Genomic DNA, 25,929 nt, shown 5'->3' on the forward strand with positions numbered 1-25,929 from the left:
TGGCCTACGTGCAACCTTAGCGCACTTCCTCGGCTCCTAAGTCTGTACTGAACCCCACCCAATTTATGCGCACACTCTACTCCTCGGCTCTCCTAGGCCTGTCTATAGTTGCCGCCTCGCTGAGCGGTTGCCAGAAAGAAGAAGCTGCCACCCTACCACTGGCCTGCGTGCGAGGCAAAGTATTAGGGAACACACCGTGCAATGGGGTGCTCATAGAACTACTGGATGGGCCCGCCATTGGCCGGCCGCTGAGCAGTGATAGTAGCAAGTACCAGAACGTGTTCGGTACCTTTTCTTCATACCCTGACGCGAAAGTGGAGCCAGGACAGATAATCCAATTCAGTCTTCGGAATGGCACGGCAGATGAAACGTCCCGCATGTGCCTGGCCATCTATCCCATTTACAACGTGCCCCAGTTTGTGATTGAAGCGCCAAGGTGCCAGAAGTAGTCAATAGAAAAGCCCGCTACAGTTGTGTAGCGGGCTTTTCTATTGACTACTTCTGGCACCTACTGACCACCGGCTGTTGCGCCGCTCGCCTTCAGGTATTTGTCATACCAGGCCAGGTACCGGTCGTAGCGGTCTTTCACGTAGCTGGGCTTGCTGATGCCGTGAAACTGGCCGGGGTAGATGATGAGCTGGGTGGGCACCTTCAGACTTTGCAGGGCCTGATACATCTGCTCGGTATTCAGCAAGGGTACGTTGAAGTCTTTCTCACCGCACAGAAACAGCGTGGGCGTGCTGATCTGGCCGGCGTGGAAGAACGGGTACGAAATGCGCATCCACACATCGGTGTGGTCCCAGGGCGTGCCCAGCTCCGTTTCATAGTCACGGATGTATTGATCGGTGCCGTAGCCGGCCAGCACGTTGGCGATACCCGCGCCGCTCGTGGCAGCTTTAAAGCGCTTGTCGCGGGCAATGAGGTGGTCGGTGAGGATGCCGCCGTAGCTCCAGCCGCCTACGCCTAGTCGGGCCGGGTCGGCAATGCCCTGCTGCACGGCGTAGTCTACTACCGACAGGGCATCCTCGGAGTCCTTGTTACCCCAGTCGGCGTAGATGGCGCGGCAATACTCCAGGCCCCGGCCGGAGCTGCCGCGGGGGTTGCTGGCCACTACTGCGTAGCCGTGCGCCGCCAGCACCTGCCACTCCGGCGCGAAGCTGTACGCAAATTGCGACACTGGGCCACCATGAATCCGGAGCACCGTGGGGTACTTCTGGCCGGCCTGGTATCCCACTGGCTTCACCAGAAAACCACTCACTAGCGTACCATCATTGCTTTTGCCCTGAATAGGCTCTACGGCTCCCAACTGCACAGTTTTCAGCCAAGCATCGTTCTGCTTAGAGAGCGGCCGCAGGGCTTTCTTCTCGAACCCAAACACTTCCTTGGGCAGCAGCGGCTCACTGTTTACCACTACCACCTGGCCTTTGGGGCCTACCTCAAACTCTGATATTTCGCGTTTGCCATCCAGCACCCGCTCTACTTTGCCGCCGGTAGCGGGCACGCGGGCCAGCACCTGAGCGCGGTCGTCTTCAAGCAGGAAGTAAATGCTCTTGCCATCCTTAGCCCACTGGGGCTTCAGCGTGTTGCGGTCTAGGCCACTAGTGAGCAGCTTGGGCGTGCCACCGGTAGCCGGGATTACGGCCAGCTGGTGCAGGCCATACACAAGTTGCTCTTTAGGGGCACCTTCTACGAAAGCAATTTGCTTACCATCGGGGCTCCACACGGGGCGGCCGCTCCAGTTGCTGGGGGCGCTGTCAGCTACGTCGGTGGTGGTAAGCTGGCGCGGCTGAGCGCCGGGCGTGGCGTCAATGGCGTAGAGGTCGAAGTTGTCGTGGCGGTCGGGATCCTCGCCGCGCTTGCTCACGAACACCAGCTGCTTACCATCGGGGCTCCAGGAGGGCGCAAACTCATCATATACCCCCGACGTGAGTTTGGACAGCTTGCGGGCCGCCACATCAAACACATACAGGTGCTGGCGCTGCTTATTGAGGTAACCATCCACATCCTGCTTGAACTGGAACCGGTCTACCACAATAACGGGCGGGGTTTTCTTCTTGGCCTTCTGCACCGCCGTCAGAGAATCGGGGTCGGCGTCGCGAATGATGAGGGCCAGGCGCTTGCCATCGGGCGCCCACACGTAGTCCGACACGCTGCCTTTCAGCTTGGTTACCTTCTCGGCCTCACCGCCATTGCGGTTTAGCAGCCAGAGTTGGGCGTGGCCCTCCTCGCCTTCTCCCCTACTAGATAGAAAGCTCAGGTAAAGGCCATCGGGCGAGAAGCGCGGGGCGGTTTCGTTATCGGGGCTGGTGGTTACGCGCAGGTTGCGGGTGCCGTCGTAGCGGGCCATCCATACGTCGGCGTTTCCCTTATCGGCGGCTGTATCAGCTTGGCTCACCACGTAGGTTACCCATTGGCCATCGGGCGAGAAGTGGGCATCTTTTACGTCGCGCAGCTGCTGCAAGTCGCGGGCCGTGAGGGGGTGCGGCGTTGGGTTTTGGGCCGCTACACCAAGGGGCAATAGTAGGCCTAAAAGAGGTAGTAGATGTTTCATCAACGGAAGGAAGTGAGAGCAAAAGACCAACCTAGAGTCGGCCGGTTGCGCTTTGCAGGTCTTGTCTTTCTAAAGATACTACCTCCGAGGGCAGGTATGCATAAAGAAATTTCAGGAGTTGCGGTTTAGAAAGTGCCACCGTAGCGCTTAGCGGGCCATATTTGCGCTGCTCCACCGGGGTTAGCTTACCGCGCTGGCTCAACTATCTCCTCACTCAGCACTTCATCTACTTTCATGCTACCTACGCCCGCCGCTGCTGATTGGAGTGAAATTGCCGTGTCCCAGGTGCGGGGTAAGTCGGTGCTGACGGCGTGCCGCAACGTGCAGCCGCTCAAGATTTTGAACCCGCGCGCCCCAGCGGGCAGCTGCTATGTGGTGCTTTCCAGCTACGGCGGCGGCATGGTGGCCGGCGACGTTATCCGGCTTCACCTAACGGCCCACGCCGGTACGCGCCTGTTTCTGGGTACCCAGGCCAACACCAAAATTTTCCGGTCAGTGAATGGGCAGGTGGCGGAGCAACTCATTGAAGGAACCCTGGAAGGCAATGCCCTGGCTGCCGTGCTCCCCGACCCCGTGGTATTGCAGGAGCACAGCCGCTACCGCCAGCGCCAGCACTGGCACCTGGCCCCCGATGCCGTGCTGCTGCTGGCCGACTGGTTTCACTCGGGCCGCATGGATAATGGGGAGCAGTTTGCCTTTACCTCGTTTGAGTCGGAGCTGCGCATCACCGTTGCGGGCCGCCTTACTGTCCTCGACCGGTTTGCCTTTCGGCCCGAAGAGCACATTGCCACTTCTCCCGCCAACTTCGACCGTTACCAAACCACGCTCTCAGTGTACCTCGTAGGCCACCCCGAGGATGACCGATTTTACGCGCTAGCCCGCACCCTGGAGGCCCTGCAAACCATCAGCCGCGAGGCCCTGCCCGAGGATTTGTCGGAGCAGGAGTTTGTGGTAGCACTGACGCCAGCAAAACCCGGTGTATACGTGCTACGGGCGCTGGGCACCAGCCGTCAGGCCCTCCAGCCAATTTACGAGCGCCTAGGCCAGGTACTGGAGCAGGATGCCTTGCTGGCGCACCACCCGGGCCAGCGCAAGTATTGATCAGGGCCTGCTGCTCTTCTCTGAGGCCAGAATTAAAGTAAGATATTGCACTACTAGTAGTGTCACCACTTCGTACTCCCCGCGGTTATCCCTATGGCAATTCGTTCTAAGCCGAGCGTATTCTCGACTCAGTTACCCATCAAGATTATCTGCTTTGTATTGCTCTACGGCCTGTGCATTTTCCTGACGCTAAACCGTCATTCCAAGGCCCGCCTCTTCACCTACCATAGTGAGCTATGGGCCGATAAGGCGGGCTACAACGTGTATCTGCCGGCCACGTTTCGCTACCACTTTGATGCGCGCGCATTCCCCGATTCAGTAGACCAAGCCACGGGAAACGGATTTGTTCTGCACCGTGCCACCGGCAAAGTCGAGACAAAGTACCCTTATGGCGTAGCCCTGCTGCAAACGCCTTTTTGGCTGGTAGGCCACTCCCTGAGCCCCGATAAAAGCGGCTACTCCAAGCCTGAGCATAAGGCCATTGACTTGGCGGGCGTTACATACTTCGTGCTAGGCCTGTGGCTGCTGTTCAGCACTCTGCGCCGCTATTTCTCGGCGGGGGTTACCAGCTTAGCGCTACTGCTGCTGGGGCTGGGCACCAACCTATGGTACTACGGCGTGATTGAAACGGGTATGTCGCACGCGTACTCTTTCGCGGCGTTTGCGCTGCTGCTGTACTTGTTGGCTAACCCCGCCAAACCAGCTTGGTACGAAGCAGCTACTTCCAACCGTAGGCTTTTAGCCCTAGCCCTCACATTGGCCCTGATATCCATACTACGCCCCTTGAACTTGGTGTTGGCGATGCCCCTGCTGGCATGGCCCGCCGTGCCCGGCGCCGCGGGCCAGCGCGCTTGGCACCTGCCTACCGTGCTCCGACTGGCGGGCTGGCTATTACTCACGGGTATTGTGCTGTGGTTGCCGCAACTGGCCTACTACCATTATCTAAGGGGGAGCTGGCTACTGTATTCATACGGGCAGGAAGGCTTTTCTCACTGGTTGTCGCCGCGTTTGGCAGCACTGTGGTTTGCGCCTAACAACGGTAGCTTTCTGTACAACCCGCTGCTGCTCCTGGCGTTGGCTGGCAGCTTTCTGCTGGCGCGCCGCTCCTTGCGCTGGGCCGCCCTAACGCTGGGCATCTGGGCGGTGGCCACCTACTTGTATGCGACCTGGTGGACGTATGCGCTGGGCTGCGGCTACGGCGGCCGGGGGTTCGTGGAGCTCTATCCTATTTTGGCCTGGCCCCTGGCGGCAGTAGTGGCCTACCTGGCCGAGCGCCAGAAAGCCCTCCGTTGGAGTGCAGGGGTAGTTCTGGTGTTATTAGTGGCCTACAACCTGCGCCTGTCTTTTAACTTCGACCGTTGCTTCTACGGCACCAGCGACTGGGACTGGACTTTCTTCCAACACCTCTTGTTTTAAAGCACAGTAGCGGCTGAGGCTAGTCTTTCTGGCAGCCAGCGCGGCAACGGTTTATAGCTAGTGCTCGGGCAAGCTATCTTATCTTTACCTGGTCTACATGACCTCTTGAATGTCAATCCATTATTAGCCATACTCATGCCGGTTGCCAGCTCCGCCCCTCTACCCAACCCGGCCCCGGCCGCCGATAGCCCGGTCACGGCTTCGGCTACCACCCGGCTGGTTTCCCTCGACGTATTTCGGGGGGTGGCCATTATGCTCATGCTGCTGGTAAACAACTCCGGCGACTGGCGCTACTACTACTCCCCGCTTATCCACGCCGACTGGAACGGCTGCCGGCTGGCCGACCTGGCATTTCCGTGGTTCATGTACATTATGGGGGTGGCCGTGGTATATGGGCTGGCCTCGGTGCGGGAGCAGCCCAGCCGCCACTCGGCGGTGCTACTGCGAGTGGGCCGCCGCGTGCTGGTTATGGTGGTACTAGGCCTGTTGATTGGCTTACTTCCCAATTTCTACTTCACCTCGTTCCGTATTCTGGGGGTATTGCAGCGCCTGGGCGTGGTGTACGGTATCTGTGCGCTGTGCTTTCTTAAACTTACTTGGCGGCAGCAGCTCACCCTAGCGGCGGTGCTGCTGGTTGGCTACAACCTACTTCTGCAGTTTGTCCCGGTTCCCGATCTAGGCCACCCCAGCCTCGATAAGATGACCAACCTAGGCGCCTGGCTCGATCGGCTGGTTATTGGGCAGCACCACCTGAATATGGACCAAGAAGGTTGGGACCCGGAGTCGTTACTGGGCACTATTCCATCCGTAGGCACGGGGTTGCTGGGGATGCTCACCGGCCAGTGGCTACGCAATACCCGCTCCGATGCTCCTACCAAAACGGTGTGGCTCTTTGTGGTCAGCGCCGGCGCTATTGTGCTGGGCCTGATTTGGAACGGCTGGTTTCCCATCAACAAATCGTTGTGGAGCAGCTCGTACGTGGTGTACACGGCGGGTATTGGCGGCATAGTGCTGGGTGCCCTTTATTTCCTGTGCGATGTACAAGGCTGGCGCGGGCGCTGGACGTGGATTTTCATCGCCTGCGGAAGCAATGCCTTGTTGGTGTTCTTCGGCCACGAAGCGCTGGAGCGCGTCCTCACCCGCTTCAAGCTGCACCACGCCGATGGTTCCGTTTTCTACGCCCGCGACTGGTTATATGAGAATCTATGCCGCCAGTTCTTTACTAATCCCACCCACGCGTCTTTCACCTGGGCGGTAGTGTATTCCTCGCTATGGGTGCTGCTGCTGGCGGTGCTGTACCGGCGGCGCATTTTCTTCACGGCGTAAAACGCAGGTGGCCTAGGCCCATTCTGGGCCACCCCGAGACGCCTGCAACCATCTACCGGCGGTCTTCGCGCACCTGCTGCAAAGCACGCGCCTTAGCCGCGTGAATGTGGGCAATGATTTCCTCCAAGCCTAGGCCATGCAGGGCCCTCGCAAACAGGAAAGGACCTTCGCCGCGCATTTTGCGGGCGTCGCGGTCCATTACACCCAGGTCGGCGCGCACGAGTTCAGCTAGGTCGGTTTTATTGATGACAAGCAGATCGGATTGCGTAATACCAGGCCCACCCTTGCGTGGAATTTTGTCGCCGCCCGATACGTCGATGACATAAATGGAGTAATCAACCAGCTCCCGACTGAAGTGGGCCGCTAGGTTGTCGCCGCCGCTTTCCACAAACAGGTAATCGAGCTTGTTGTCGAAGCGGGTCATTAACCCTTCCAGCGCGTCCATATTGAGGGAAATATCCTCCCGGATGGCCGCGTGCGGGCAGCCCCCGGTTTCTACCCCCACAATCCGGTCTTCGCTCAGGGCGCTATGCCTGATCAGAAACTCGGCGTCTTCGCTGGTGAAGATGTCATTGGTGACCACGCCCAGCTCAAACTCGTGGCGAAGCCGCTCACACAGAGCTTTGAGCAGAGCCGTTTTGCCGGTGCCTACCGGCCCCCCAATGCCCACCGTGAAGGCGCGCTTCCGGAAGTTGCGGTAGGGCGGCAGCCGCCGCGTCTCGCGCTGGGCAAAATCACCCGGCGACTCGTAGGATTCGTGGGCGTGACCGTGCAGCAGCAGTGCCAGCTTATCGATAAAGGCCATAACAGCTAGTTTTGAAAAAGACGGGAATACACCTGCTCGTGCAGAATCTGAGCTGCATCGAGCAGGGTGGCGGAGCGCGTGGCCGTGCGGTAGTCGGCCGTTTCGGCCCCGGCCAGCATGTGGTCGAACAAAGAGTAGAAATCGTGCTGGAGGCGGTGGCCTTCCATAGGCCCTAAGCAGCCCAACCGAATAGCCGCGCTGATTTGGTCGCGTAGCATCAGGTGCAGATACAGTGCATGCAGTTCTGAGCAGCTGTAGCCGAGCTGCCGCAGGGACAGGGCCAGCACCAGCACAAAATGCAAGGGCAGCTCTTCCGCTGCAAACCAGGCCTGGATGCTGCCTAGGCCACTTTGCGGATAGAAAGAGGTGAGCAGCTTTAGCCAGTTCTTGCTTTGCGCTAAGCTGGCCCGGTGCAGGCCCGGTACCAGAAGCATGGCATCATATTCCTCCACGATGCCGCGCAGCCGTTGCGCCTCCCTAGGCCACTCTACCGCAAAACAGGAGCTCAGGAAGGGCACATCCAGACTGATAACCTGCTGCAGATACGAGTATAGGTAATTACGCAACCCAGCAGGATGCCGAATCAGCCCAAACGTGCGGCTGCTCTCCAGCCCGTACGAATACGCAAACCCGCCCGTCGGCAAAGCCGAGTCAGCTAAGTGCAGCAAACGAGCAAGACGAGAAGACATGAGAAAGTTATGCTAATGCTAGAGAGCTAATTCCCCTCCTCAGATGAGGAGGGGCTAGGGGTGGTTGAAGTGGCCTAGAACGACTACACCAGAACTGTCATGCGGCTAAACCGAATCCACCCCGTATGCTGGCAGAAGAACGATGTAGAGACGCGACACTTGACTTCGCCGACCTGCGGTTCGCTTTTCGGCGCGTGCTGATGTTATTTGTCTCGTACCGTTCAGCGTCGTCTGTCGTTCTAGGCCAGTTGTTCAACATGGATCGTTCAACGAGGAGACGCGAAGTGTCGCGTCTCTACATCGTTCCTGGCTAACATGCCTTTTTTCAAAACAAGTTGTACAGCTGCGTAAGCGGCAACCTAGTGGCAGGTGCGCAGGTCAGGTGCACGCCATCGACGGTAACGCGGTACGTTTCCGGGTCCACGGCAATATTGGGGAGGTAGTCGTTGAGGGCCATATCCTTCTTGGCGACGCTACGGCAGCCTTTCACGGCTACTACCGCCTTCTTCAGCCCATACGAAGCCCGCACATGCTCCACCGCCGCCGCCGATACAAAGGCCAGGGAGGTAGGACCCGTTGCACCTCCGTAGGCCCCGAACATAGGCCTAGAAAAGGAAGGCTGCGGAGTGGGAATAGAGGCGTTAGCGTCGCCCATCTGCGCCCGCACAATTACGCCGCCCTTGATAACCATCTCGGCCCGTGCTCCGAAAAACGCCGGCTTCCAGAGGACCAGATCAGCCAGCTTTCCGATTTCTACCGACCCAATTTCTTCCGCAAAACCGTGGGCTCGTGCCGGGTTGATGGTGTACTTGGCGATGTAACGGCGGGCCCGGAAGTTGTCGGCGCCCCGTTCTGCATCTTCGGGCAGCAGGCCGCGCTGCTCCTTCATTTTGTGGGCCGTTTGCCAGGTACGGGTGAGCACCTCCCCCACCCGGCCCATGGCTTGCGAGTCGGAGGAGATGATGCTGAGCGCGCCCAGGTCATGCAGAATGTCTTCGGCGGCAATCGTCTCGCCCCGGATGCGGCTCTCCGCGAAGGCCACGTCCTCGGGAATGTTCTTGTCGAGGTGGTGACACACCATCAACATGTCGAGGTGCTCGTCAATAGTATTGATGGTAAAGGGCCGCGTAGGGTTGGTGGACGACGGAATAACGTTGGGCTCCCCGCAGATTTTAATAATGTCGGGGGCGTGGCCGCCGCCGGCACCTTCGGTGTGGTAGGCATGAATGGTACGGCCCTTGAACGCCGCGGTGGAAGTCTCCACAAAGCCGCTTTCGTTGAGCGTATCGGTATGGATGCAAACCTGCACGTCGTACTGCTCGGCCACACTCAGGCACGTGTCGATGGCGGCGGGCGTGGTGCCCCAGTCCTCGTGCAGCTTAAAGCCTACCGCACCGGCATCCAGTTGCTCATGCAGGCCTTCGGGCCGGGAGGTGTTGCCCTTGCCCAGAAAGCCGAAGTTGAGCGGAAAGGCATCCGTGGCCTTCAGCATCATCTCAATGTAAAAAGCGCCTGGTGTGCAGGTAGTGGCATTGGTGCCTGATGAAGGCCCGGTGCCCCCGCCCAGCATGGTCGTCACGCCCGACGCCAGGGCCTCGTCGATCTGCTGAGGGCAGATGAAGTGAATGTGGCAATCAATACCACCGGCCGTCAGAATTTGGCCCTCACCGGCTATAACTTCGGTGGTCACGCCCACCACCATACCGGGCGTCACGTTGGGCATAATATGCGGGTTGCCCGCTTTCCCAATACCCACGATACGGCTGTTCTTGATGCCGATATCAGCCTTATAGATGCCGGTATAGTCAAGCACCAGGGCATTGGTGATAAGCAGATCCAAGGCCTCAGCCTGCGGAATCCCAGCCGCTTGCCCCATCCCGTCCCGCAGCACCTTACCACCTCCGAATTTACATTCCTCACCGTAGGTGCAGAAGTCCTTCTCCACCTCTATAACGATGTCGGTGTCGCCCAGGCGTACCCGGTCGCCGGTAGTAGGGCCGTACATGTCGGCGTACGCGCGCCGGTCGAGGGAAAGGGGCATAAGGATTTCTAGTTGTGTTTAACAGTCTACTCAAGTAGTCAGAATGCTCTTAGCAGTCATGTCGAGCGGAGTTGAGACATCTCGCTTAAATCGTTGGATCGAACTTGCAACGTCAGCCTGCGAGATGTCTCGACTCCGCTCGACATGACGGGCTGAAGAACTAGATTAATCCACCTTCCCACTGATCCGCCCGTTACCGCCGTACACGATTCGCTCACCAGCCAGGGCCACTAGCTCTACTGGCTTCCGCTCGCCGGGCTCAAAGCGCACGGCCGTGCCGGCGGGGATGTTAAGGCGGAAGCCGCGGGCTGTCTCCCGGTCGAACTCCAGAGCCTCGTTGGTTTCGAAGAACGGGTAGTGGGAGCCGACCTGCACGGGCCGGTCGCCGCGATTGAGGACCTCTACAGTTATGGTTTCGCGACCTTCGTTCAGAACCAGTGGCTCCGAGGACAGCAGGTACTCGCCGGGCTCCGAAGTGGTAATTGGTTCGGGGGTAACTGGCCTAGGAACGCGGGTGAGACCGGAACCATACAGCGCCAGCTCCGGAGAACCCTGCTCGTGGCATATGGGGTAGTGCACGGTAACGAGCTTGGTGCCATCGGGGAAGGTGCCCTCAATTTGCACCTCCGCCAGCAGCGCCGCTACGCCCGGCAACACATCCTGGTGGCCTAGGATCTGCTTGCCCTTGTTCATGAGCACTGCCACGCTTTCCCCATCGCGGATGAACTCCAGAAGCTGCGTGGCGAGCAAGGAAACAGCTTCGGGGTAGTTCAGGGCCAGCCCGCGAGCATAGCGCTTCTGCGCTACTACGCCAGCTTGGTGCAGCACCAGCTTATCGAGGTCTTTGGGCGAGAGATGCATAGCTTTTAGCGCGGAGATAAGAGAGCCAGAACTTAGAAGCGGAAAAGAGGAAAGTAGGGTGAGCCAGGGATACTGAAGTTGGAGCGTACTTACGCTGAGTTCTTAGCTCTGCATGCTCACTTCTGAATAAATTGCTGTAGAGCATCCAGCCACCATAGCACATGCTCACGAGTGCCGAGGCTACCACCATTCCTACGCGCAGCGTATGGCTAAAGCGCATGCGCTGGGTGAACGGTACGCTCATCAAGCCCGTGGCGCCCAACATGCCTACCACCGACCCTAGCCCAAACAGCAGCAGGTAAGCCATACCCAACCCGATACTCGGGATGCTGCCCATCACCAGTAAAACAAGCGCGCCGCTTCCCGCCAAGCCATGTATCAGCCCTACCGCGTAGGCTGTGCTGCGCCGATAGCGTGCGGGTGGGCCTTTGCGGTAGTACTCTTTGTTGGTGAGCCGGCTTAGGCCCATGATGAGCAGCATGGCCCCCACGGCGGCTTCAAAATAGTTGGAGTGTTGTAGCGTTAAGCGAGTACCCAGCAGCAGCCCCCCAAACACCACCAACGTAGTGGTGTGGCCTAGGCCCCAATAGAGGCCATCTTTCACGGCTAACAACCGGCTATCGTGGCGAGCCACCAGGGTGCTTACGGCAATCAGATGGTCGGCCTCAAATGCGTGGCCCATTCCAACCAGGAAAGCAAAAGCAATGGGCAACAAGTTGTGCATTCAGAAAAGCGCCTACTGTAGTTTCGGCCCTTAATCTAAAGGCTTTTGTTTAGAAACTGTATACCACAGCAGCTAACAGGCTCCAAAAAGAAACCCCACCTTGTGGGTGGGGCTATAGTTTTTCACTTGCTAGGCCTGTGTTTTAACAGGCTCCTGAATGGCCGGCGGCGTGGGGTTATACTGAGGAGTAGAATTCATGTGCTCCGCAGTAGCCTTGCCTTTGTCATCCTTAAAGTCACTACGCTTATAGGGGCGAATGATGAGGCGCAGGGCCTTATCAGAGCTGAGGTAGCTGGTAGCCCAGTCTACAAACGTCACCACCTTATTACGGAAGCCAACCAGCGTCATCAAGTGCACAAACAGCCAAGTCAGCCAGCCCAGGAAACCGCCAAAGTGCTTGTCGCCGGGCAGGTCAACTACGGCGCGGTTGCGGCCCACAATAGCCATACTGCCTTTGTTCACGTAGTGGAACGGCTTGAGGGCTTGGCCACTGAGCATGCGCTTAAAGTTGTGGGCCAGCTGCTCAGCCTGCTGAATAGCCACAGGTGCCAGCATGGGATAGCCGCGGGGCATTTCCTCGGTAATCATGTTGGCCAAGTCACCAATGGCATAAATGTTATTAGCCCCCTGTACTCGGTTGAAGTGGTCAACGTTCACGCGCTTATTGCGGGCCACCACCTCGGCGGGTAGGCCAGGTACATCGGCTCCGTTCACACCAGCGGCCCAAATCACATTCTCGGTGCGAATGAATTCGGTATCAGAGGTGTAGAGCTTACAGTCCTCGTAGCGCTTGGCCGAGGTGTTGAGCCGGATATGGATGTTCATATCCTCCAGGTACTTTTTGGCTTTTTGCTGCGACTGTTTCGACATGGGCCCGAGTACCTCGCCGCCAGCTTCCACCAGATAGATTTCCATCTGCTTCAGGTCGAGCTCGGGGTAGTCTTTAGGCAGTACGTCTTTGCGCATCTCGGCTAGCGAGCCGCAAATTTCCACGCCTGTAGGGCCGCCACCTACTACCACCACGTTCATCAGGGCTTGACGGGCGGCGGGGTCTTCCTTCAGTAGAGCCTTCTCAAAGTTCTGGAACAGGAAGCTGCGCAGGTTCAGCGCGTTCGGGATGCTTTTGATCTGCATGGCGTTGCGCTCAATGCTCTCCAGCCCAAAAAAGTTGGTGAGCGAGCCGGTAGCCAGCACCAAGTGGTCATAGCGGATGTCGCCGATGTTGGTGACTACCGTGTTACTGGCGGGGTCGATGCGCTGCACATCGGCCATGCGGTAAAAGAAGTTGTGCTGCCCGGCAAAGATCTTGCGGATGGGATACGCAATGTTATCGGCCTCCAGGGCGCCAGTAGCTACCTGGTACAGCAGGGGCTGGAAGTTGTGGTAATTATTACGGTCAATGACCACTACCTGCACCGGAGCATCAGCCAGCTCTTTGGCGAGCCGTAGCCCACTAAAGCCGCAGCCCACAATCACGATGCGAGGTTGAGAAGTAACGGGAAGATTGGTATCCATAACAGGAAAGCGCTGGCCGCACTGGCGCGGCGTGCTGTGGCAACAGTGCCATAATCCTGTACCGTAAAAAGCGGGCGTAGGTTGTGGTTGAGCTTCTTGCTTTTAGGTGGATAATGTAATTACGATCAGGGCCAAGCATACTGAGTATAGCGATGTTAAGCCGCTTTACCCTTTTCAAAAGTTGCAATTAGCAAAAGGCCCTTACCTCCTGAGCAGAGATAAGGGCCTTATAATTCTTCTGGGTTAGTACCTGCGTACTGCAGCAGTGGCCTAGGCCTAGTAGTCTACGCCTTCCTTCTTTTTGAATTCGCCACTCTTTACCTGGTTGATCAGCTGCAGCCAGCTGAAGGGGTTCAGGAGCGGGTTGTTGGTGTAGGGTGTGGGGGCCGTGCCCATGCGCCGCGACTGGTCGTACTGCTGGTTCTGCATGGTCTGGCGGTAGTTGCCGGTGCTGGTTACGGGTAGGTTGTTAAACATGCGGCGCATCACCTGCTCGCTTAGGTTTTCGGCGGCACTGGAGCCACGCTCTTTGGGCAAGTTCAGCGCCAGGAATGCCTGCTTAAACTCTTTTTCGGTGGCATACGGGAAGATTCTGACTTCCGGCAGCACCGTGGCATCCTCGCGCAGTGACACGATAACGGAGTAGCTCTGGCGTGGATAATCCTCCGGGATGATTACATACTGGTTGCGGTAGCCGAGACTCCGAATCACAATACTGTCGCCGGCCAGTACTGGTATGGAGAAGTAGCCGTAGGAATTACTGGCAGTGCCACGGCCAGCTTTGGGCACGAAGATGGCCGCGCCCGGCACGCCCAGCAGGGAGTCGCCGGTGGCCACAATGCCGGTGAATTGCACCACGCGGCGCTGGCCCTGAGCCTGGGCACTGCTGGGTGCCATGAACAGGCCTAGCGCCAGAAAGACCAGCAGAAACAGCGCTGGTAGAGAAAAGAAACGAAATCGAACCACAGCAGACATACAGGGCGTTACAGATTACAAGTATACGGCTCTTTTGGGGGCCTCTGGTCGGTTTGGTGTAAATTCGAGCCGACTCTCGCCGGTCCTTCCTCCTGCCCTTCCCAGCTAAAGATGCGCCTGAAACACTTTACCGTTGCATTTGGTCAGCAACTATTCAAAGCCTTCGGCGACGATAGCCGGGTGCGCATCCTGCATTTGCTCTGGCGCAATCAAGAAATGTGCATCTCTGACCTCGAGCAGGTGTTGGACTTCACCCAAACGAAAACATCTCGGCAATTATCTTACCTGAAAAATGCAGGCTTGGTGAATTTTCGGCGGCTCGATAATTGGGTGTTCTACTTCATTAAGGATGAAGCCCAAGACTTCGTTCACCAACTACTCGGGTACATGGAGCGCGACCCCCAGTTAGTGCACGACCAGAAGATCTACCAAACCCTCTGGTCGAATCGGGAGCTGGCCGCGTATAAGCTGCAAAATCGGCGCTGGACCGGGCTTCCCACGGAGCGCTAGGCCACTGCCTCCCTTACTTTCCATTAGTTTTTCCTCCCGTGAAATCAGCTGCTGCCGTTACCCGCGTCTTTGTTTGTACTGCCCAAAAAGATGATGTGGGAAAAGATGTGGCAAAGGCTTTTAAGATAGAGCTCAAGAAGCAGGGCCTGAAGAAACTACTCACCGGCGGTTCCGGCAGCAAGGTGCGGGTACAAACCTGCAACTGCCTCGACCTGTGCAAGCATTGCAAGAAAGGCCCCGGCGCCGCCGTTGCCATCTACCCCGATAACGTGTACTACGGCGATGTAAAGCCCAAAGACGCTGCCGACATCGTGCGGGAACACTTAGGCGACGGCCATGTTCTTAAACGACTGTTACTTGAATAAGCAACCGTTAAGATTAGCAGGCCAATTACTTGCGCGTCCTGACGCTACCAGAACACCATTCCCAAACACTGTCATGCAGAGTTGGCCGAGACATCTCGTGTGCCAGCGTTGTAGCTCTGGGGCTTTTGATAATTTTTAGCGTGAAGCCTCTATTGCCCTCGCCATGATGCTCTTGTAGCCTTATCACCCTATAAACTCACCACCTGACACCTTGAAATACCGTCACCTTTTCTTCGACCTCGATCATACGCTTTGGGACTTTGAAACCAATGCCGATGAAACGCTGCGCTACCTATTTGAGCACCATGATTTAAGCCGTTACGGCACCTTCACGGTCGATGAGTTTATCCGCGTGTACTCCGATATTAACCACGGTTTGTGGCGTTTGTACCAGAGCAATAAAATCACCCAGCAGCAACTCCGCGCCAGCCGGTTCCCGCGCACGTTTGTAAAGCTAGGCCTCTCGGAAAGCGATTCGCCGGCTAACATTTCAGAGCAGTTTACCAATGTCCTCCCCCTAAAGTCGGCGGTATTCCCTTATACCCATGAAGTACTGGATTACTTGCGCGATAAAGGGTACGTGTTACACCTTATCACCAATGGCTTTAAAGATATTCAGCACGTGAAGTTGAAATCTTCAAACCTGACCCACTATTTCCAGGAAATCATCACCTCCGAGTGCTGCGGCCATCTCAAGCCTGATACCCGCATTTTTCAGCATGCTCTGGAGCGCACCGGTGCCACCGCTTCTGAAAGCCTAATGATTGGCGACAACCTGGAGTGCGACGTGCTAGGTGCCTACAATGCCGGCCTCGACCAAGTGTACTTCAACCCCGAAAAGCGCCGCCACGCCATCCAGACCACCTACGAAATAGCGTGCTTGAGTGAGCTGAAGGAAATTCTCTAGGCCACTTATTCTAGCGCCACTACCGTTTGCACGGCGCCAGCATATTCAATTAGCTCGGGAGTCAGCCGGAAGCTACGCCCACCTATAACTTTGCCGTAGAGCTCCATTTCCACGGGCTGGCTGGTTCCCCAGCTGCCATTGCTGGCCTCCTCGCCTACTTTTTCTTCCACTTGCAGCACGGCACCTCGCTTCTGGCCTAGCCCAGCACACAACTTATCTGCTGCTTTTAGGGAATTACGCATCGCAATCAGAGTAGCTTCCCGGTGTAGGCTGTCGGCTTGGGTATGGGAATAGCTCAAGTGCCGGATGCTGCTGATGCGGGTCTGTAGCAAAGCCTCCATAAACGGCTCCAAACGCTTCAGGTCAGCCAGCCTTACTGTTAATGACTGAGTGGCCTGGAAGCCCGTGAATATCTCTTTATTGTTGCGGTAGTTGTAGGCTTTGTTGGTTGATACCGTGCTAGTGCGCAGATCTTGTTCCGTTTTGACGAATGGCTTTACTACGCCGTTCACCTGCGTAATAACGGCCTGTACCTCTGCCGCGGCTTCCTTCAGTTTAGGCTTGGTAAATGATACTTCCACGGTGATTTCTGCCTCATCAGGATACGCCGACACCTTTCCGTAGCCAACCACCGTGACTTGCCGGGGTGGAGCCGTAGTAGATGTGGTAGGTGTGCAGCCAACTAGCAGCACCGATAGGCAACCTAAGATAGTACGCATAATAAATACAGTAGAGGTACTGGTTGAGCTAGATAGAAGACAAGTATAGAGCTTCGGACGTTAACCGACGCAACCTGGCTACCTTTGCCCCCATGATAAAGTTGATTGGCTTTTCGGGGCGGCGCGGCAGCGGCAAAGACACCATAGCTCGTTTGATCCAACAGCTGCAGCCAGAGCGCCGCTGGCACATTCGCTCCGTAGGGGAGCCCATCAAAGCGGTATGCGCGGCATTGGCCGGTGAAGGCACAGCGCCCTACTTCTCCCAGCAGGGTAAAAAGGAGGTGTTGCCCGCTTTCGGCCGGACGCGCGGCGAAATGCTCCAGCAGGTAGGCCTAGCGCTGCGCCACTGGGAGCCTGATATTTGGGTACAAGCCTTTTTCTCTCAGCTGCCCGCTGAGCAGTTCACCATAATCCCTGATGTACGCTTCCCTAACGAAGCCGACCTTATCCGCAGCCGCGGCGGCCTGATGTTTCGAGTGGAAGGCGACCCACTTCACCAACGCGGCGACGGCACCCGCGACGATGAGCACCCCAGCGAAACAGCCCTCGATCAGTACCACCACTTTACTGCCACGCTATACAACAATGGATCCTTCAAGGACCTGGAACGGCAAGTACAGGAGTTGCTAAAAAGCTTATAAAACAATTATGCGGCGCATCTCCACGAAAATGTGGACCAGGATAAAGATGCTACAGCAGCCTGTTGCAAAGAGCCTAGCAGGTGATAACCCCGAATGTGATGGTGGCTATCAACCCAGCTAGCAGCCCTGCCATTACCTATAGCTTACATCCTCATTTATTCCATTCTCGATAATGGGTTTGGTGCTACTAGGGCAACGGAAGAAGACCCCCTATGGCGCTGAGGATCTGCCAATTATTTACCAAATAAGACAGTCTGCTACTTCCAAGCAGGAGTTGTGTTCCCTGCTCTCAAAGCTAGATGTCAATTCTCAGCTATTATACACTTTATGCAGGAGTAGAGATATACTAGCCGCAGCAGCACTAGCGTTGTGCTGACAGATGGGCCGAGCCGAGCAGTATTGGCTAGGCCACCTTTTGTTATTGGTAATTTCTGCATGCTCAAACGCAGCTAGTTTTCTCCTTTTGTGCGCAGTAGGCTGGTCAGTTTTCTTGACTGCTGCTGCCACCTTCCTGCCCTTCCCGACGCCGCGGCTACACGTCGTTGCCTGCTGCCGTCCGCGTTTTCGCGTGCCCCTTATTTCCTCTGCGTTTAGCTAATTGGCTCCTGCTCCTGATTCTTGGTAGCAGGTGGCCTAGCTGTAGTATCTGCGTTCTTCAACCTCCCATGAAGTTCCTGCCACTTCTCGTACTCTCTCTTTTCTCAACCCTCTCACAAGCCTCGGCCCCCGCTCCTACTGCCACCAGAGCCACTTGGACCGACGTACGCACTACGCCCACGTTGCTGCAACAGCTGAATAGCTACCGGCGGCAAGCTGGGCTGCCCCCTCTAGTGCTGAGCGAAACCGCGTGCCGGGCTGCCCGGCTGCAGGCCGCCTACAACCTCACGCATCATACGCACGGCCATTACCACCCGCAGTACGCTACCCCACGGGAGCGGCTACTAGCTGTTGGGCACCGCTTCGAAAAGGCATCCGGCTATGTGAGCTACGGCTTCGAAAATTGCGTCCGGTTTCGGGGGATGCGCGCCAAAGATCTGCGCAGCATCGAAGATCAAATCCTGCGGGCGTACCAGCATTCGCCCAAGCACAATGCTGCCCTGCTCGACCCCAACCCCACGAAAGTGGGCATTGCGACGCTTTACGACGGCGACGAGCTGCAAAACTCTATTGTCTTCTGCATCTAGCTTGCTGAGTAGCTGACCGTTGCCGGCCTTAACTGAGCTTAAGCCCCTCTTGCACGAAGTGGCGATGAATACCGGCCAGAATCTCACTTTTCAGGACCTGCTCTTGCCGGATATTGTTGATCCAAAACAGCACCTTCAACTCATACACCTGCCCGTTTACGTTGCTAAGCAGAATTTCAGGAGCCACCTTGTGGAGGGTGTTGGGGTTGGCCTGAATTTCTTCCGTAATAATCTTGCGGGCACGGTCTAGGTCGGAGTCGGGGGCTAGCTTGAGGCCTAGCTCCACGCGAATGTGGTTGTTGGTTAAGGTCCAGTTGATGACGTGGCCGGAAAGCAGGTCGCCATTGGGCACAATAATCTCGGATCCCGATTGCGAAATCAGCTTGCTAGCCCGAATGCCGATGTCCTTCACCCGGCCTGTTTTGCCCGTCACCTCAATGAAATCGCCGACCTGAAAAGGACGTTCGAAAATCAGGATTATACCCGATACCAGGTTGTTAATGATGTTTTGCAGGCCTAGGCCTACGCCCACGCCCAAGGCCCCTACCACAATGGTAATCTTATCGAGGGGCAAGCCAGAAGCCATAACAGCCAGTATAAAACCAACGGCCAGGAGCACCAAGCGAATGGCAACAAGCCACGAGCCTTTCCGATCGGGGTCGGTATTAAACTCATCATCGGTTTCGCCGAAGAAGTGGCCTACGTAGCGCTGCAGTAGCACCGAGGCGTATATTATGGCGAAGAAAAGGACGATGTTGGCGATGCTAAACGTCATGCTGCCCAAATGGTGAGGAGTGGTTAATACCAGCTCCAGAAAATGGTATAGCGGACGGAAGATGTTGAGGTTGGCGGTGAACGTCATCAGCCAAAGCCCCACTACGGCTACCGATAGCACGGTGCGCAAGCCCTGTTCAATTTTCTTGAAGTTAAAGCGGGTGGCCAACCCTCCGGCTAGGCGGCTGCGCTGCATCTGCAGGTGAAAGCCCTCCGTAAGCAGCCGCACGCAAGCCGACAGAGAAATAATTTGGGTAAGACCCAAAATACCACTGCTACTCAGCACCTTGGCTAAGCTCAGTCGGCCGGTTAGGTTGCACAGCGCTGCCAGCAAATTGAGCACTACAAATAGCCAAATCACGGGCGGCACAAATACTGCCAGCTTAGGCCCTCGGCGCAGCTCCCGCTGCAGGCCCAGCCCCACGGCTATGGCTGCTGAGTTCAGCAATAGCATAGCCCAGCGCATACCGGGCCCAGGCTCGTTAGCCGCGTAGGTAAACGTCAGCCCCAAGAACAGGCCTACAATAGCCAGCCAGTACCAAAACTGACGCCGGGGCCAACTGCGCCATAACAAGAAGCTCATGGCCACTACCAACAGCAGCTCCAACAAATCGGTGTAGGCCGCGGGCGGGTTGAGGTCAAAGAACGGAGCTATGCTGAATACTACCACCAGCGTGCCCACAACAGGCACTGGCCGCAGGTAGCGGAAGGGTTGCTGGTCGGGTTCGGGGCTTAGCGGGTGTGCGTTTACCTGCCGGAAGTTCCGTAGCACCCAGAGGAAGAACACCACCCCAATAATGCCCATCCAAGCCCCAAAATGCCAGTTTTGCACGAAGTAATAGCGCAGCAAGCGGCGCTGGCTGGAGTATGACTCACGCACTAGTTGCCCAGCAGCAGCTTGCTGGGTAGCGTCGGCAGCGGTGGCACGCCAGAGGGGCGGGTTGCCCGGCTCCAGGGTACGGCGCGTAAAGCGGCGCGACTGTTCCCGGACTTCATCTTGCAACTCGAGGGCCTGAATGTAGCAGTCAGATACCCGGGTTTGCAGTTGCGTTACCAAGCGTTGGGTCTGAGTCAGGAGCCGACTGGCCCGCTGCTGCTTGCGCTGTAGCCGCTCGGTGGAGCGGCCGAGGGCAGTAGTTGTGTCTGGCTGATCGGGAATGGCGTGTTGCGCCAGAGAATCTAGCTGCACTTGCATGCGCGTGAGGCGCTTGCTCTGGGCTGCTAGGTCGGTGCGCCAGCCACCCAATTGCTCCTGCATATCGGCCAGCAGCACGTCAAACATGCGCACCTGCTTCAGATTGATGACGCTGCTATACTGGGTTAGGTTCTGGTGAATGGTCTTCAGATTACCCTCCACCACGGGTAAGTCCGTGGTTATTTCCTCCGTGTCGGCGCCACGCCGTACGGCGCCACTAATACGCCCCAGCACTACGTAGGCCTGTTCAACCCGCTGGGCAGTGTCTTCTTCCCGCTCAGGAACTGCTACTGGTGCTACCACTACTTGGCTGGTGCTATCCTGCCCACGGGCGCCCCCAGCAAAAAGGCCAATGAGTATCAGGCACACCAAGCCTCCCTTTTTAGTTACCCGCTTGCTCACGAAGCTGAGTAATGAGCTATGATAGAAAAGACAAGAGGCGGTTTCAGAAGAAATCAAAAAGGGCATAGAGCAAGCAGTAACTGGGTTCCGGGGCTAGTGGCCTACAACCAAAGCACACTACACAACCACGGGTCCATTTAGCCCGGCAATATCGGCACTGCTCATTTCAGGATCAATTTGATGCCTCCGCCGAACAGCCTAGCGCTTTACGATAGGCTGTAGCGAACTACACCAACTGTTATCAATAGGCGGTCATGGCCTACACTGCCTCAGCCGCTTCCAGCAAGCCTCAGAACTCATCTTTAGACGGCCGGCCCTGGCTGTGGTTTAAACGAAGGGGTACCTCCCGTGACAAGCCTAGGCCACCCGTCCACGTATTCTAGCTGGTCCAGCAGCATCACGCGGCGCGAGTATCCTTGTTCAGCATCAATAGCATCGAACTTGGGCTGCTGCGGGTCGATGGCGTGGTAGGCCAGCCAGTCCTGACCAGCCGCATCCCTGATTACGCAATTGTGGCCGGGAGCCAGCCAGTGGTCGTTGCTTTCGAGCAGCATCCGATACGGGTCGTCGGTGGCTTCTGCTAAGGTTTCGAAGGGCCCCGTAGCGGAGCGCGACCGAGCCACCAGCACGCCGTAGTGAGCATCGTCGCCGCAGCAATTGTTACCGGAGTAAAACAGGTAGTACCAATCATCGCGCAGCACTACCCAGCTTCCTTCCACCAGTTGATCGTAACGCTTGGGGTCACCGGCGCCGGCCGGGTGAATCAGCTTACGCGTTTTGCTGCCCGGCCGAAACGATACTCGATCATCGGCCAACTCCCGCACCATTAGCGGGCCAAAGCCAGATCCCCAATACAAGAGTTTTTTCCCGGTGGCGGGGTCATCGAAGGCCATGGGGTCGATGTTTACGAACCCTGGACCGCACTGCAGCGGCTCCCCGATATCTGTAAACGGGCCTGCCGGAGAATCTGCCACGGCCACGGCTAGGCACAAGCCACGCTTGGTGTTGTGCTTGGCTGAGTAATAGAGATAATATCGGCCGCCATGCTCACTCACGTGGGGGGCCCAAATCTTTTGGGTCTTACTGGCCCAGATTGGCTTTTCCGGTAGGCCTTCGCCCAGGTAGTCCCAGTGCAATAAATCCGTGGAGCGGGCTATCTGCAGATTGATGATGATGCCTTCCCGCTTGGTTTGGGTGCCATAGGCATAATAAAAGCCATCCTCTGCTCGAATAATGGTGGGGTCCGGAAAGTCGTCGTTCCAGATAGGGTTGGTATAGGTGGTGCTGGTTGAAGTAGCCATAGGATTTAGGAAGGCATGCTAACGGATGAGTCAGTATTTACGGGCATCTCTCCTACATGATGCTTTACGTCCTATCATTTGCTGTAGCTGGCTACCTTTGCCCCACCACCCCTTTCACCGTTTTACCAGCAACTTTTAACTCCGCCTTCCTATGGCCACCGGATTTTTTAACGTCCCCACCCCCATCAATGAGCCGGTAAAAGGCTACGCTCCTGGCTCTCCCGAGCGCATTGAGCTGATCAAGACGCTGAAGGAGCTGAAGCAACTTGAGCGCGACATCCCGATGTATATCGGTGGTCAGCAGGTACGCACCGGCAACACCCAGCGTATTTCTCCACCCCACGACCACCAGCACACGCTAGGCCACTTCCACGAGGGTGACGCTTCGCACGTGCATCAGGCCATTGAGGCCGCTCTGGCCGCCCGCACCCAGTGGGCTGAACTGCCCTGGGAGCACCGTGCTTCCATCTTCCTGAAGGCAGCCGATCTGCTGGCTGGCCCCTACCGCGCCCGCATGAACGCGGCCACTATGCTGGGGCAGAGCAAGAATGCTTTCCAAGCCGAAATCGACGCCGCTTGTGAGCTCATCGACTTTTTCCGCTTCAATGCCTACTTCATGCAAGAAATCTACCGGCAGCAGCCCGAGTCGATGCCCGGCATGTGGAACCGCTTGGAGCAGCGCCCTTTGGAGGGCTTCGTGTTTGCCCTCACGCCCTTCAACTTCACCTCTATTGCCGGCAACCTGCCTACTTCGGTAGCCATGATGGGCAACACGGTGGTGTGGAAGCCCGCCTATACCCAGATCTACTCGGCCCAGGTGTTGATGGAGCTATTCCAGGAAGCTGGCGTGCCCGACGGTGTTATCAACCTCATTTATGTAGATGGCCCCGTAGCCGGCGACATCATCTTCTCGCACCCCGACTTCGCGGGTATTCACTTCACTGGCTCCACCGGCGTGTTCCAGAACATCTGGAAGACCATTGGCCAGAATATTCACCAGTATCGCAGCTACCCGCGCATCGTGGGCGAAACTGGCGGTAAGGACTTTATCTTGGCCCACCACTCGGCGCATCCCCGCCAGGTGGCTACGGCCATCACCCGCGGCGCCTTTGAGTTCCAAGGCCAAAAGTGCTCGGCGGCTAGCCGCGCCTACATCCCGAGCAACATCTGGGACGAAGTGAAAGGCTATCTGCAAGCCGACTTGAAGTCCATCAAGATGGGCGACGTGGAAGACTTCTCGAACTTCGTTAACGCCGTTATCAGCGAGGTTTCCTTCGATAAGCTAGCTCGGTACATTGATGCCGCCAAAGCGGACGAAGGTGTGGAAATCATTGCGGGCGGTGGCCACGATAAATCGAAAGGCTACTTCATTGAGCCCACGATCATCGTGACCAAAGACCCCAAGTACGTGACGATGTGCGACGAGCTGTTCGGTCCCGTTATCACGCTGTACGTCTATGATTCGCAGGAATTCGAGAAGATTCTGGACGTGGTAGATGGCACTTCGCCCTATGCCCTCACCGGCGCCATCTTCTCCCAAGACCGGTATGCTATTGACCTGGCCTCGAAGAAGCTGGTGCACGCGGCCGGCAACTTCTACATCAACGATAAGCCCACCGGCGCCGTGGTAGGCCAACAGCCCTTCGGTGGCGCCCGCGCCTCTGGCACCAACGACAAGGCCGGCTCCATGCTGAACCTGCTCCGTTGGGTGTCGCCGCGCGCTATCAAAGAAACCTTCGTGCCACCAGTTGATTACCGCTACCCCTTTATGGGCGTAGAAACCGGCGAAAACCTGAACGCCACCGGCCAAGGCGGTTTCTAGGCCACTCTCTAGTTAAAGCAAAATGCCACTCCAGGAAACTGGAGTGGTATTTTGCTTTTAACGTCACTTGATATCCTCCTTCGTTGTATAAAGCTGAGGCGGTTGCTACCTAGGCCCATACGGTTAATACTCATCCTCTATTTAGCGGGCACGCCATTCAGCCAGCAATTGAGGTAGGCGGTTCGTGCCCTCGGCAAAATACTCTAGCGCCGCCTCCGGGGTAGGGAAATAGTGGGACTCAAAGTGAATAGCAGGCTGTACTAAATCATGCAGCGCATCTACCACCAATTGATTATGTACCTGGCTGCCGTCGATAGTTAACACTAGGTGCCGAAGCGGGAGCTGTACAATACCAGGCATCCAGTGCGTACCTAACCACAGCTCATCGTCAATGGAAATATTAGGAACGGTGTTCATATCGAGCAGCAGCACCTGCACCCGTAAAGTTTGAGCTAGCAGTAGTAGCTGGGTTGCACTATGCTGTAGGGTATGGGTATCGCCGGCCGAAATCCACTCCAGGCGTAGCAGGCCTAGAAGCTCGTCGTATTGCAGGCAAAAATCGGGGATACTCTTAATTAGCACGGAAATACTAGATGTTGGTGCTGATCAGCTCAAGAGCAGACAGCTGCTACTAGGCCACCAGACGGCTGTGCACGGCAGCTTCTGGCATTGCAGCGAAAGCAGCAGATAATTTCATGAAGAAACAACCAGCACTAGCTGAACCGCACGTTGGGCTAGTTAAATCACTGTCTCACGCATGGTAAGAATCTTCAGTTTATATCTCTAGAGCCGTGCCTTGTTTATTTCCTACCGAAACAAGGCTTGCTTTACACCATCCTCCTTCTAGCCTCGCCCTTCTAAAGAGGAGAATACACTATCACCTGAGTAGTTCGGACATCAGGTGATTGCAAGCTTAAAGCCGACTACTGTGACCTTTCTCCTACTGCCGTGTTTCACCTTTGTTCCCCGCGCTTTTCGCGTTACCTTTGCCTTCCATGCCGTTGCTGAACGGCCCTTACCTGTCGACGCCTATGCTTCTCGCAGTTCCAACTAATTACCAGCCTTCTGATTTTCTGCCGATTATCGTGCAGTTTGTACTGGCTATTGCCTTCGTAGCTTTCGCCATGGTGGTATCACACCTTGTAGGCCCGCGCCGCAAGAGTGTGGTGAAGGATGAAGCCTTTGAGTGTGGTATCGAATCGGTGGGCAATGCCCGCACCCCGATTTCGGTGAAGTACTTCCTCACGGCCATCCTGTTCGTGCTCTTCGATGTGGAAGTAATCTTCATGTATCCTTGGGCGGTGAACTTCCGCGCCCTAGGCCAGACCGGCTTCATTGAGATGATTGTGTTCCTGGCCCTGCTAATGGCCGGCTTCACCTATGTCATCAAAAAAGGGGTACTACGCTGGAACGAAGCCTAATACGGGCAAACTTTTAACTTCCGGCTGATGTTCAAAAAGTGGAGTTTTCCACTTTCGTAACTGACCTTCTCTCATGGATAATAGAGTTCCTGATATCAAAATGGTGGATGCACCAGATGGCCTAGAAGGCGCTGGTTTCTTCGCTACGTCGCTGGAGAAAGTAGTGGGTATTGCCCGCGCTAACTCGCTCTGGCCCCTGCCCTTCGCTACTTCGTGCTGCGGTATTGAGTTCATGGCCACCATGGGCTCACACTACGATATCTCCCGCTTCGGCTCGGAGCGCCCTAGCTTCTCTCCTCGTCAGGCCGACCTGTTGATGGTGATGGGCACTATTGCTAAGAAGATGGCGCCCATCGTGAAGCAGGTGTACGAGCAGATGGCTGAGCCCCGTTGGGTGCTGGCTATGGGTGCCTGTGCTTCTTCGGGTGGTATTTTCGATACCTACTCCGTGCTGCAGGGCATCGACCGCATCATCCCGGTTGACGTGTATGTGCCCGGTTGCCCGCCCCGCCCCGAGCAGGTGCTAGACGGCCTGATGCGCGTGCAGGACTTGGCTAAAAACGAATCACTCCGTCGCCGCAACTCGCCCGAATACCAGGCATTGCTGGCCTCTTATAACATCAAGTAAGGAGCCTTTCGTCAGGAGCTGGAAGGCCGAAACCTTTCTCGCACCTTCCGGCTCCT

General features: G+C 56.6%; 24 protein-coding genes. 12 read left to right on the forward strand and 12 right to left on the reverse strand.

Features of this window, described 5'->3' with window-relative positions:
• Positions 1-65: 65 nt before the first annotated feature.
• Positions 66-449 (forward strand): hypothetical protein, encoded by a 384-nt coding sequence (locus EU557_RS05660; RefSeq protein ID WP_135529417.1) that lies wholly within the window; start codon positions 66-68, stop codon positions 447-449.
• A gap of 59 nt (positions 450-508) precedes the next feature.
• Here EU557_RS05660 and EU557_RS05665 read toward each other — a convergent pair whose 3' ends face one another.
• Positions 509-2,551 carry an alpha/beta hydrolase family protein gene (locus tag EU557_RS05665; RefSeq protein WP_135529418.1) on the reverse strand — a complete coding sequence of 681 codons (2,043 nt, stop codon included), beginning with the start codon at positions 2,549-2,551 and terminating at the stop codon, positions 509-511.
• A gap of 234 nt (positions 2,552-2,785) precedes the next feature.
• Here EU557_RS05665 and EU557_RS05670 point away from each other — a divergent pair, with 234 nt between their 5' ends.
• From EU557_RS05670 to EU557_RS05680, 3 genes are all read left to right on the forward strand, one after another.
• Positions 2,786-3,652 (forward strand): urease accessory protein UreD, encoded by an 867-nt coding sequence (locus tag EU557_RS05670; RefSeq protein WP_135529419.1) that lies wholly within the window; start codon positions 2,786-2,788, stop codon positions 3,650-3,652.
• Between the two features lie 93 nt (positions 3,653-3,745).
• Entirely contained in the window at positions 3,746-5,068 is a 1,323-nt protein-coding gene (locus tag EU557_RS05675) for a hypothetical protein (RefSeq protein ID WP_135529420.1), read from the forward strand.
• A 135-nt stretch (positions 5,069-5,203) separates the two neighbouring features.
• Positions 5,204-6,394 (forward strand): acyltransferase family protein, encoded by a 1,191-nt coding sequence (locus EU557_RS05680; protein ID WP_135529421.1) that lies wholly within the window; start codon positions 5,204-5,206, stop codon positions 6,392-6,394.
• Between the two features lie 52 nt (positions 6,395-6,446).
• Here EU557_RS05680 and ureG read toward each other — a convergent pair whose 3' ends face one another.
• The 7 genes from ureG to EU557_RS05715 form a co-directional block, all read right to left on the reverse strand.
• Complete coding sequence (gene ureG, locus EU557_RS05685; RefSeq protein ID WP_135529422.1) at positions 6,447-7,199, reverse strand: urease accessory protein UreG; 753 nt, start codon at positions 7,197-7,199, stop codon at positions 6,447-6,449.
• A 5-nt stretch (positions 7,200-7,204) separates the two neighbouring features.
• On the reverse strand, positions 7,205-7,888 hold the full coding sequence (locus tag EU557_RS05690; RefSeq protein WP_135529423.1) for an urease accessory protein UreF: 684 nt from the start codon (positions 7,886-7,888) through the stop codon (positions 7,205-7,207).
• Positions 7,889-8,213: 325 nt separating this feature from the next.
• Positions 8,214-9,929: an urease subunit alpha gene (ureC, locus tag EU557_RS05695; RefSeq protein WP_135529424.1), complete on the reverse strand. Its 1,716-nt coding sequence runs from the start codon at positions 9,927-9,929 to the stop codon at positions 8,214-8,216.
• A gap of 165 nt (positions 9,930-10,094) precedes the next feature.
• Entirely contained in the window at positions 10,095-10,790 is a 696-nt protein-coding gene (locus EU557_RS25795; protein WP_135529425.1) for an urease subunit beta, read from the reverse strand.
• Positions 10,762-11,472 (reverse strand): urease accessory protein, encoded by a 711-nt coding sequence (locus EU557_RS05705; protein ID WP_210115985.1) that lies wholly within the window; start codon positions 11,470-11,472, stop codon positions 10,762-10,764. The genes EU557_RS25795 and EU557_RS05705 overlap by 29 nt, the downstream gene beginning before the upstream one ends.
• Positions 11,473-11,643: 171 nt before the next feature.
• Positions 11,644-13,029 (reverse strand): NAD(P)/FAD-dependent oxidoreductase, encoded by a 1,386-nt coding sequence (locus EU557_RS05710; protein ID WP_135529427.1) that lies wholly within the window; start codon positions 13,027-13,029, stop codon positions 11,644-11,646.
• A gap of 276 nt (positions 13,030-13,305) precedes the next feature.
• A complete protein-coding gene (locus EU557_RS05715; RefSeq protein ID WP_135529428.1) occupies positions 13,306-14,004 on the reverse strand; it encodes a carboxypeptidase-like regulatory domain-containing protein in 699 nt (232 codons plus the stop codon).
• Positions 14,005-14,115: 111 nt separating this feature from the next.
• Here EU557_RS05715 and EU557_RS05720 point away from each other — a divergent pair, with 111 nt between their 5' ends.
• From EU557_RS05720 to EU557_RS05730, 3 genes are all read left to right on the forward strand, one after another.
• On the forward strand, positions 14,116-14,514 hold the full coding sequence (locus EU557_RS05720) for an ArsR/SmtB family transcription factor (RefSeq protein WP_135529429.1): 399 nt from the start codon (positions 14,116-14,118) through the stop codon (positions 14,512-14,514).
• 38 nt (positions 14,515-14,552) lie between these two features.
• Positions 14,553-14,879, forward strand: a complete 327-nt coding sequence (locus EU557_RS05725) for a (2Fe-2S) ferredoxin domain-containing protein (RefSeq protein ID WP_135529430.1) — start codon at positions 14,553-14,555, stop codon at positions 14,877-14,879.
• A gap of 211 nt (positions 14,880-15,090) precedes the next feature.
• Positions 15,091-15,786 (forward strand): YjjG family noncanonical pyrimidine nucleotidase, encoded by a 696-nt coding sequence (locus EU557_RS05730; RefSeq protein WP_135529431.1) that lies wholly within the window; start codon positions 15,091-15,093, stop codon positions 15,784-15,786.
• Positions 15,787-15,791: 5 nt separating this feature from the next.
• Here the strand turns inward: EU557_RS05730 and EU557_RS05735 are convergent, their stop codons facing one another.
• Positions 15,792-16,505, reverse strand: a complete 714-nt coding sequence (locus tag EU557_RS05735; protein ID WP_135529432.1) for an SIMPL domain-containing protein — start codon at positions 16,503-16,505, stop codon at positions 15,792-15,794.
• A gap of 92 nt (positions 16,506-16,597) precedes the next feature.
• Here EU557_RS05735 and EU557_RS05740 point away from each other — a divergent pair, with 92 nt between their 5' ends.
• Complete coding sequence (locus tag EU557_RS05740; RefSeq protein ID WP_135529433.1) at positions 16,598-17,146, forward strand: hypothetical protein; 549 nt, start codon at positions 16,598-16,600, stop codon at positions 17,144-17,146.
• 665 nt (positions 17,147-17,811) lie between these two features.
• A complete protein-coding gene (locus EU557_RS05745; RefSeq protein ID WP_135529434.1) occupies positions 17,812-18,330 on the forward strand; it encodes a CAP domain-containing protein in 519 nt (172 codons plus the stop codon).
• A gap of 28 nt (positions 18,331-18,358) precedes the next feature.
• On the opposite strand, the gene EU557_RS05750 is transcribed toward EU557_RS05745, so the two are convergent.
• Positions 18,359-20,767, reverse strand: coding sequence for a mechanosensitive ion channel family protein (locus EU557_RS05750; protein ID WP_135529435.1), 2,409 nt, complete (start codon positions 20,765-20,767; stop codon positions 18,359-18,361).
• Between the two features lie 236 nt (positions 20,768-21,003).
• Entirely contained in the window at positions 21,004-22,002 is a 999-nt protein-coding gene (locus EU557_RS05755) for a glycoside hydrolase family 43 protein (protein ID WP_135529436.1), read from the reverse strand.
• Positions 22,003-22,153: 151 nt separating this feature from the next.
• Here EU557_RS05755 and pruA point away from each other — a divergent pair, with 151 nt between their 5' ends.
• Complete coding sequence (gene pruA, locus EU557_RS05760) at positions 22,154-23,824, forward strand: L-glutamate gamma-semialdehyde dehydrogenase (RefSeq protein WP_135529437.1); 1,671 nt, start codon at positions 22,154-22,156, stop codon at positions 23,822-23,824.
• A 141-nt stretch (positions 23,825-23,965) separates the two neighbouring features.
• Here pruA and EU557_RS05765 read toward each other — a convergent pair whose 3' ends face one another.
• A complete protein-coding gene (locus EU557_RS05765) occupies positions 23,966-24,406 on the reverse strand; it encodes a hypothetical protein (RefSeq protein ID WP_135529438.1) in 441 nt (146 codons plus the stop codon).
• Positions 24,407-24,855: 449 nt separating this feature from the next.
• Here EU557_RS05765 and EU557_RS05770 point away from each other — a divergent pair, with 449 nt between their 5' ends.
• Together EU557_RS05770 and EU557_RS05775 are read left to right on the forward strand one after the other, a co-directional pair.
• Positions 24,856-25,245 (forward strand): NADH-quinone oxidoreductase subunit A, encoded by a 390-nt coding sequence (locus EU557_RS05770; protein WP_135432825.1) that lies wholly within the window; start codon positions 24,856-24,858, stop codon positions 25,243-25,245.
• Positions 25,246-25,318: 73 nt separating this feature from the next.
• Positions 25,319-25,873 carry an NADH-quinone oxidoreductase subunit B gene (locus EU557_RS05775; protein WP_135432823.1) on the forward strand — a complete coding sequence of 185 codons (555 nt, stop codon included), beginning with the start codon at positions 25,319-25,321 and terminating at the stop codon, positions 25,871-25,873.
• The last annotated feature ends 56 nt before the right edge of the window (positions 25,874-25,929 follow it).

The sequence above is a fragment of the Hymenobacter wooponensis genome (assembly GCF_004745865.1).
GTDB classification, from domain to species: domain Bacteria; phylum Bacteroidota; class Bacteroidia; order Cytophagales; family Hymenobacteraceae; genus Hymenobacter; species Hymenobacter wooponensis.

What these genes read in the sequence shown, in the direction of transcription:
- EU557_RS05690 (WP_135529423.1), bottom strand. Translation starts at nt 7,888, where the DNA reads ATGTCTTCTCGTCTTGCTCGTTTGCTGCACTTAGCTGACTCGGCTTTG.
- EU557_RS05715 (WP_135529428.1), bottom strand. Translation starts at nt 14,004, where the DNA reads ATGTCTGCTGTGGTTCGATTTCGTTTCTTTTCTCTACCAGCGCTGTTT.
- ureG (WP_135529422.1), bottom strand. Translation starts at nt 7,199, where the DNA reads ATGGCCTTTATCGATAAGCTGGCACTGCTGCTGCACGGTCACGCCCAC.
- EU557_RS05705 (WP_210115985.1), bottom strand. Translation starts at nt 11,472, where the DNA reads ATGGGCCACGCATTTGAGGCCGACCATCTGATTGCCGTAAGCACCCTG.
- EU557_RS05665 (WP_135529418.1), bottom strand. Translation starts at nt 2,551, where the DNA reads ATGAAACATCTACTACCTCTTTTAGGCCTACTATTGCCCCTTGGTGTA.
- EU557_RS05710 (WP_135529427.1), bottom strand. Translation starts at nt 13,029, where the DNA reads ATGGATACCAATCTTCCCGTTACTTCTCAACCTCGCATCGTGATTGTG.
- ureC (WP_135529424.1), bottom strand. Translation starts at nt 9,929, where the DNA reads ATGCCCCTTTCCCTCGACCGGCGCGCGTACGCCGACATGTACGGCCCT.
- EU557_RS05770 (WP_135432825.1), top strand. Translation starts at nt 24,856, where the DNA reads ATGCTTCTCGCAGTTCCAACTAATTACCAGCCTTCTGATTTTCTGCCG.
- EU557_RS05775 (WP_135432823.1), top strand. Translation starts at nt 25,319, where the DNA reads ATGGATAATAGAGTTCCTGATATCAAAATGGTGGATGCACCAGATGGC.
- EU557_RS05735 (WP_135529432.1), bottom strand. Translation starts at nt 16,505, where the DNA reads ATGCGTACTATCTTAGGTTGCCTATCGGTGCTGCTAGTTGGCTGCACA.
- EU557_RS05740 (WP_135529433.1), top strand. Translation starts at nt 16,598, where the DNA reads ATGATAAAGTTGATTGGCTTTTCGGGGCGGCGCGGCAGCGGCAAAGAC.
- EU557_RS05745 (WP_135529434.1), top strand. Translation starts at nt 17,812, where the DNA reads ATGAAGTTCCTGCCACTTCTCGTACTCTCTCTTTTCTCAACCCTCTCA.
- EU557_RS05670 (WP_135529419.1), top strand. Translation starts at nt 2,786, where the DNA reads ATGCTACCTACGCCCGCCGCTGCTGATTGGAGTGAAATTGCCGTGTCC.
- EU557_RS05660 (WP_135529417.1), top strand. Translation starts at nt 66, where the DNA reads ATGCGCACACTCTACTCCTCGGCTCTCCTAGGCCTGTCTATAGTTGCC.
- EU557_RS25795 (WP_135529425.1), bottom strand. Translation starts at nt 10,790, where the DNA reads ATGCATCTCTCGCCCAAAGACCTCGATAAGCTGGTGCTGCACCAAGCT.
- EU557_RS05755 (WP_135529436.1), bottom strand. Translation starts at nt 22,002, where the DNA reads ATGGCTACTTCAACCAGCACCACCTATACCAACCCTATCTGGAACGAC.
- EU557_RS05750 (WP_135529435.1), bottom strand. Translation starts at nt 20,767, where the DNA reads ATGCCCTTTTTGATTTCTTCTGAAACCGCCTCTTGTCTTTTCTATCAT.
- EU557_RS05720 (WP_135529429.1), top strand. Translation starts at nt 14,116, where the DNA reads ATGCGCCTGAAACACTTTACCGTTGCATTTGGTCAGCAACTATTCAAA.
- pruA (WP_135529437.1), top strand. Translation starts at nt 22,154, where the DNA reads ATGGCCACCGGATTTTTTAACGTCCCCACCCCCATCAATGAGCCGGTA.
- EU557_RS05675 (WP_135529420.1), top strand. Translation starts at nt 3,746, where the DNA reads ATGGCAATTCGTTCTAAGCCGAGCGTATTCTCGACTCAGTTACCCATC.
- EU557_RS05680 (WP_135529421.1), top strand. Translation starts at nt 5,204, where the DNA reads ATGCCGGTTGCCAGCTCCGCCCCTCTACCCAACCCGGCCCCGGCCGCC.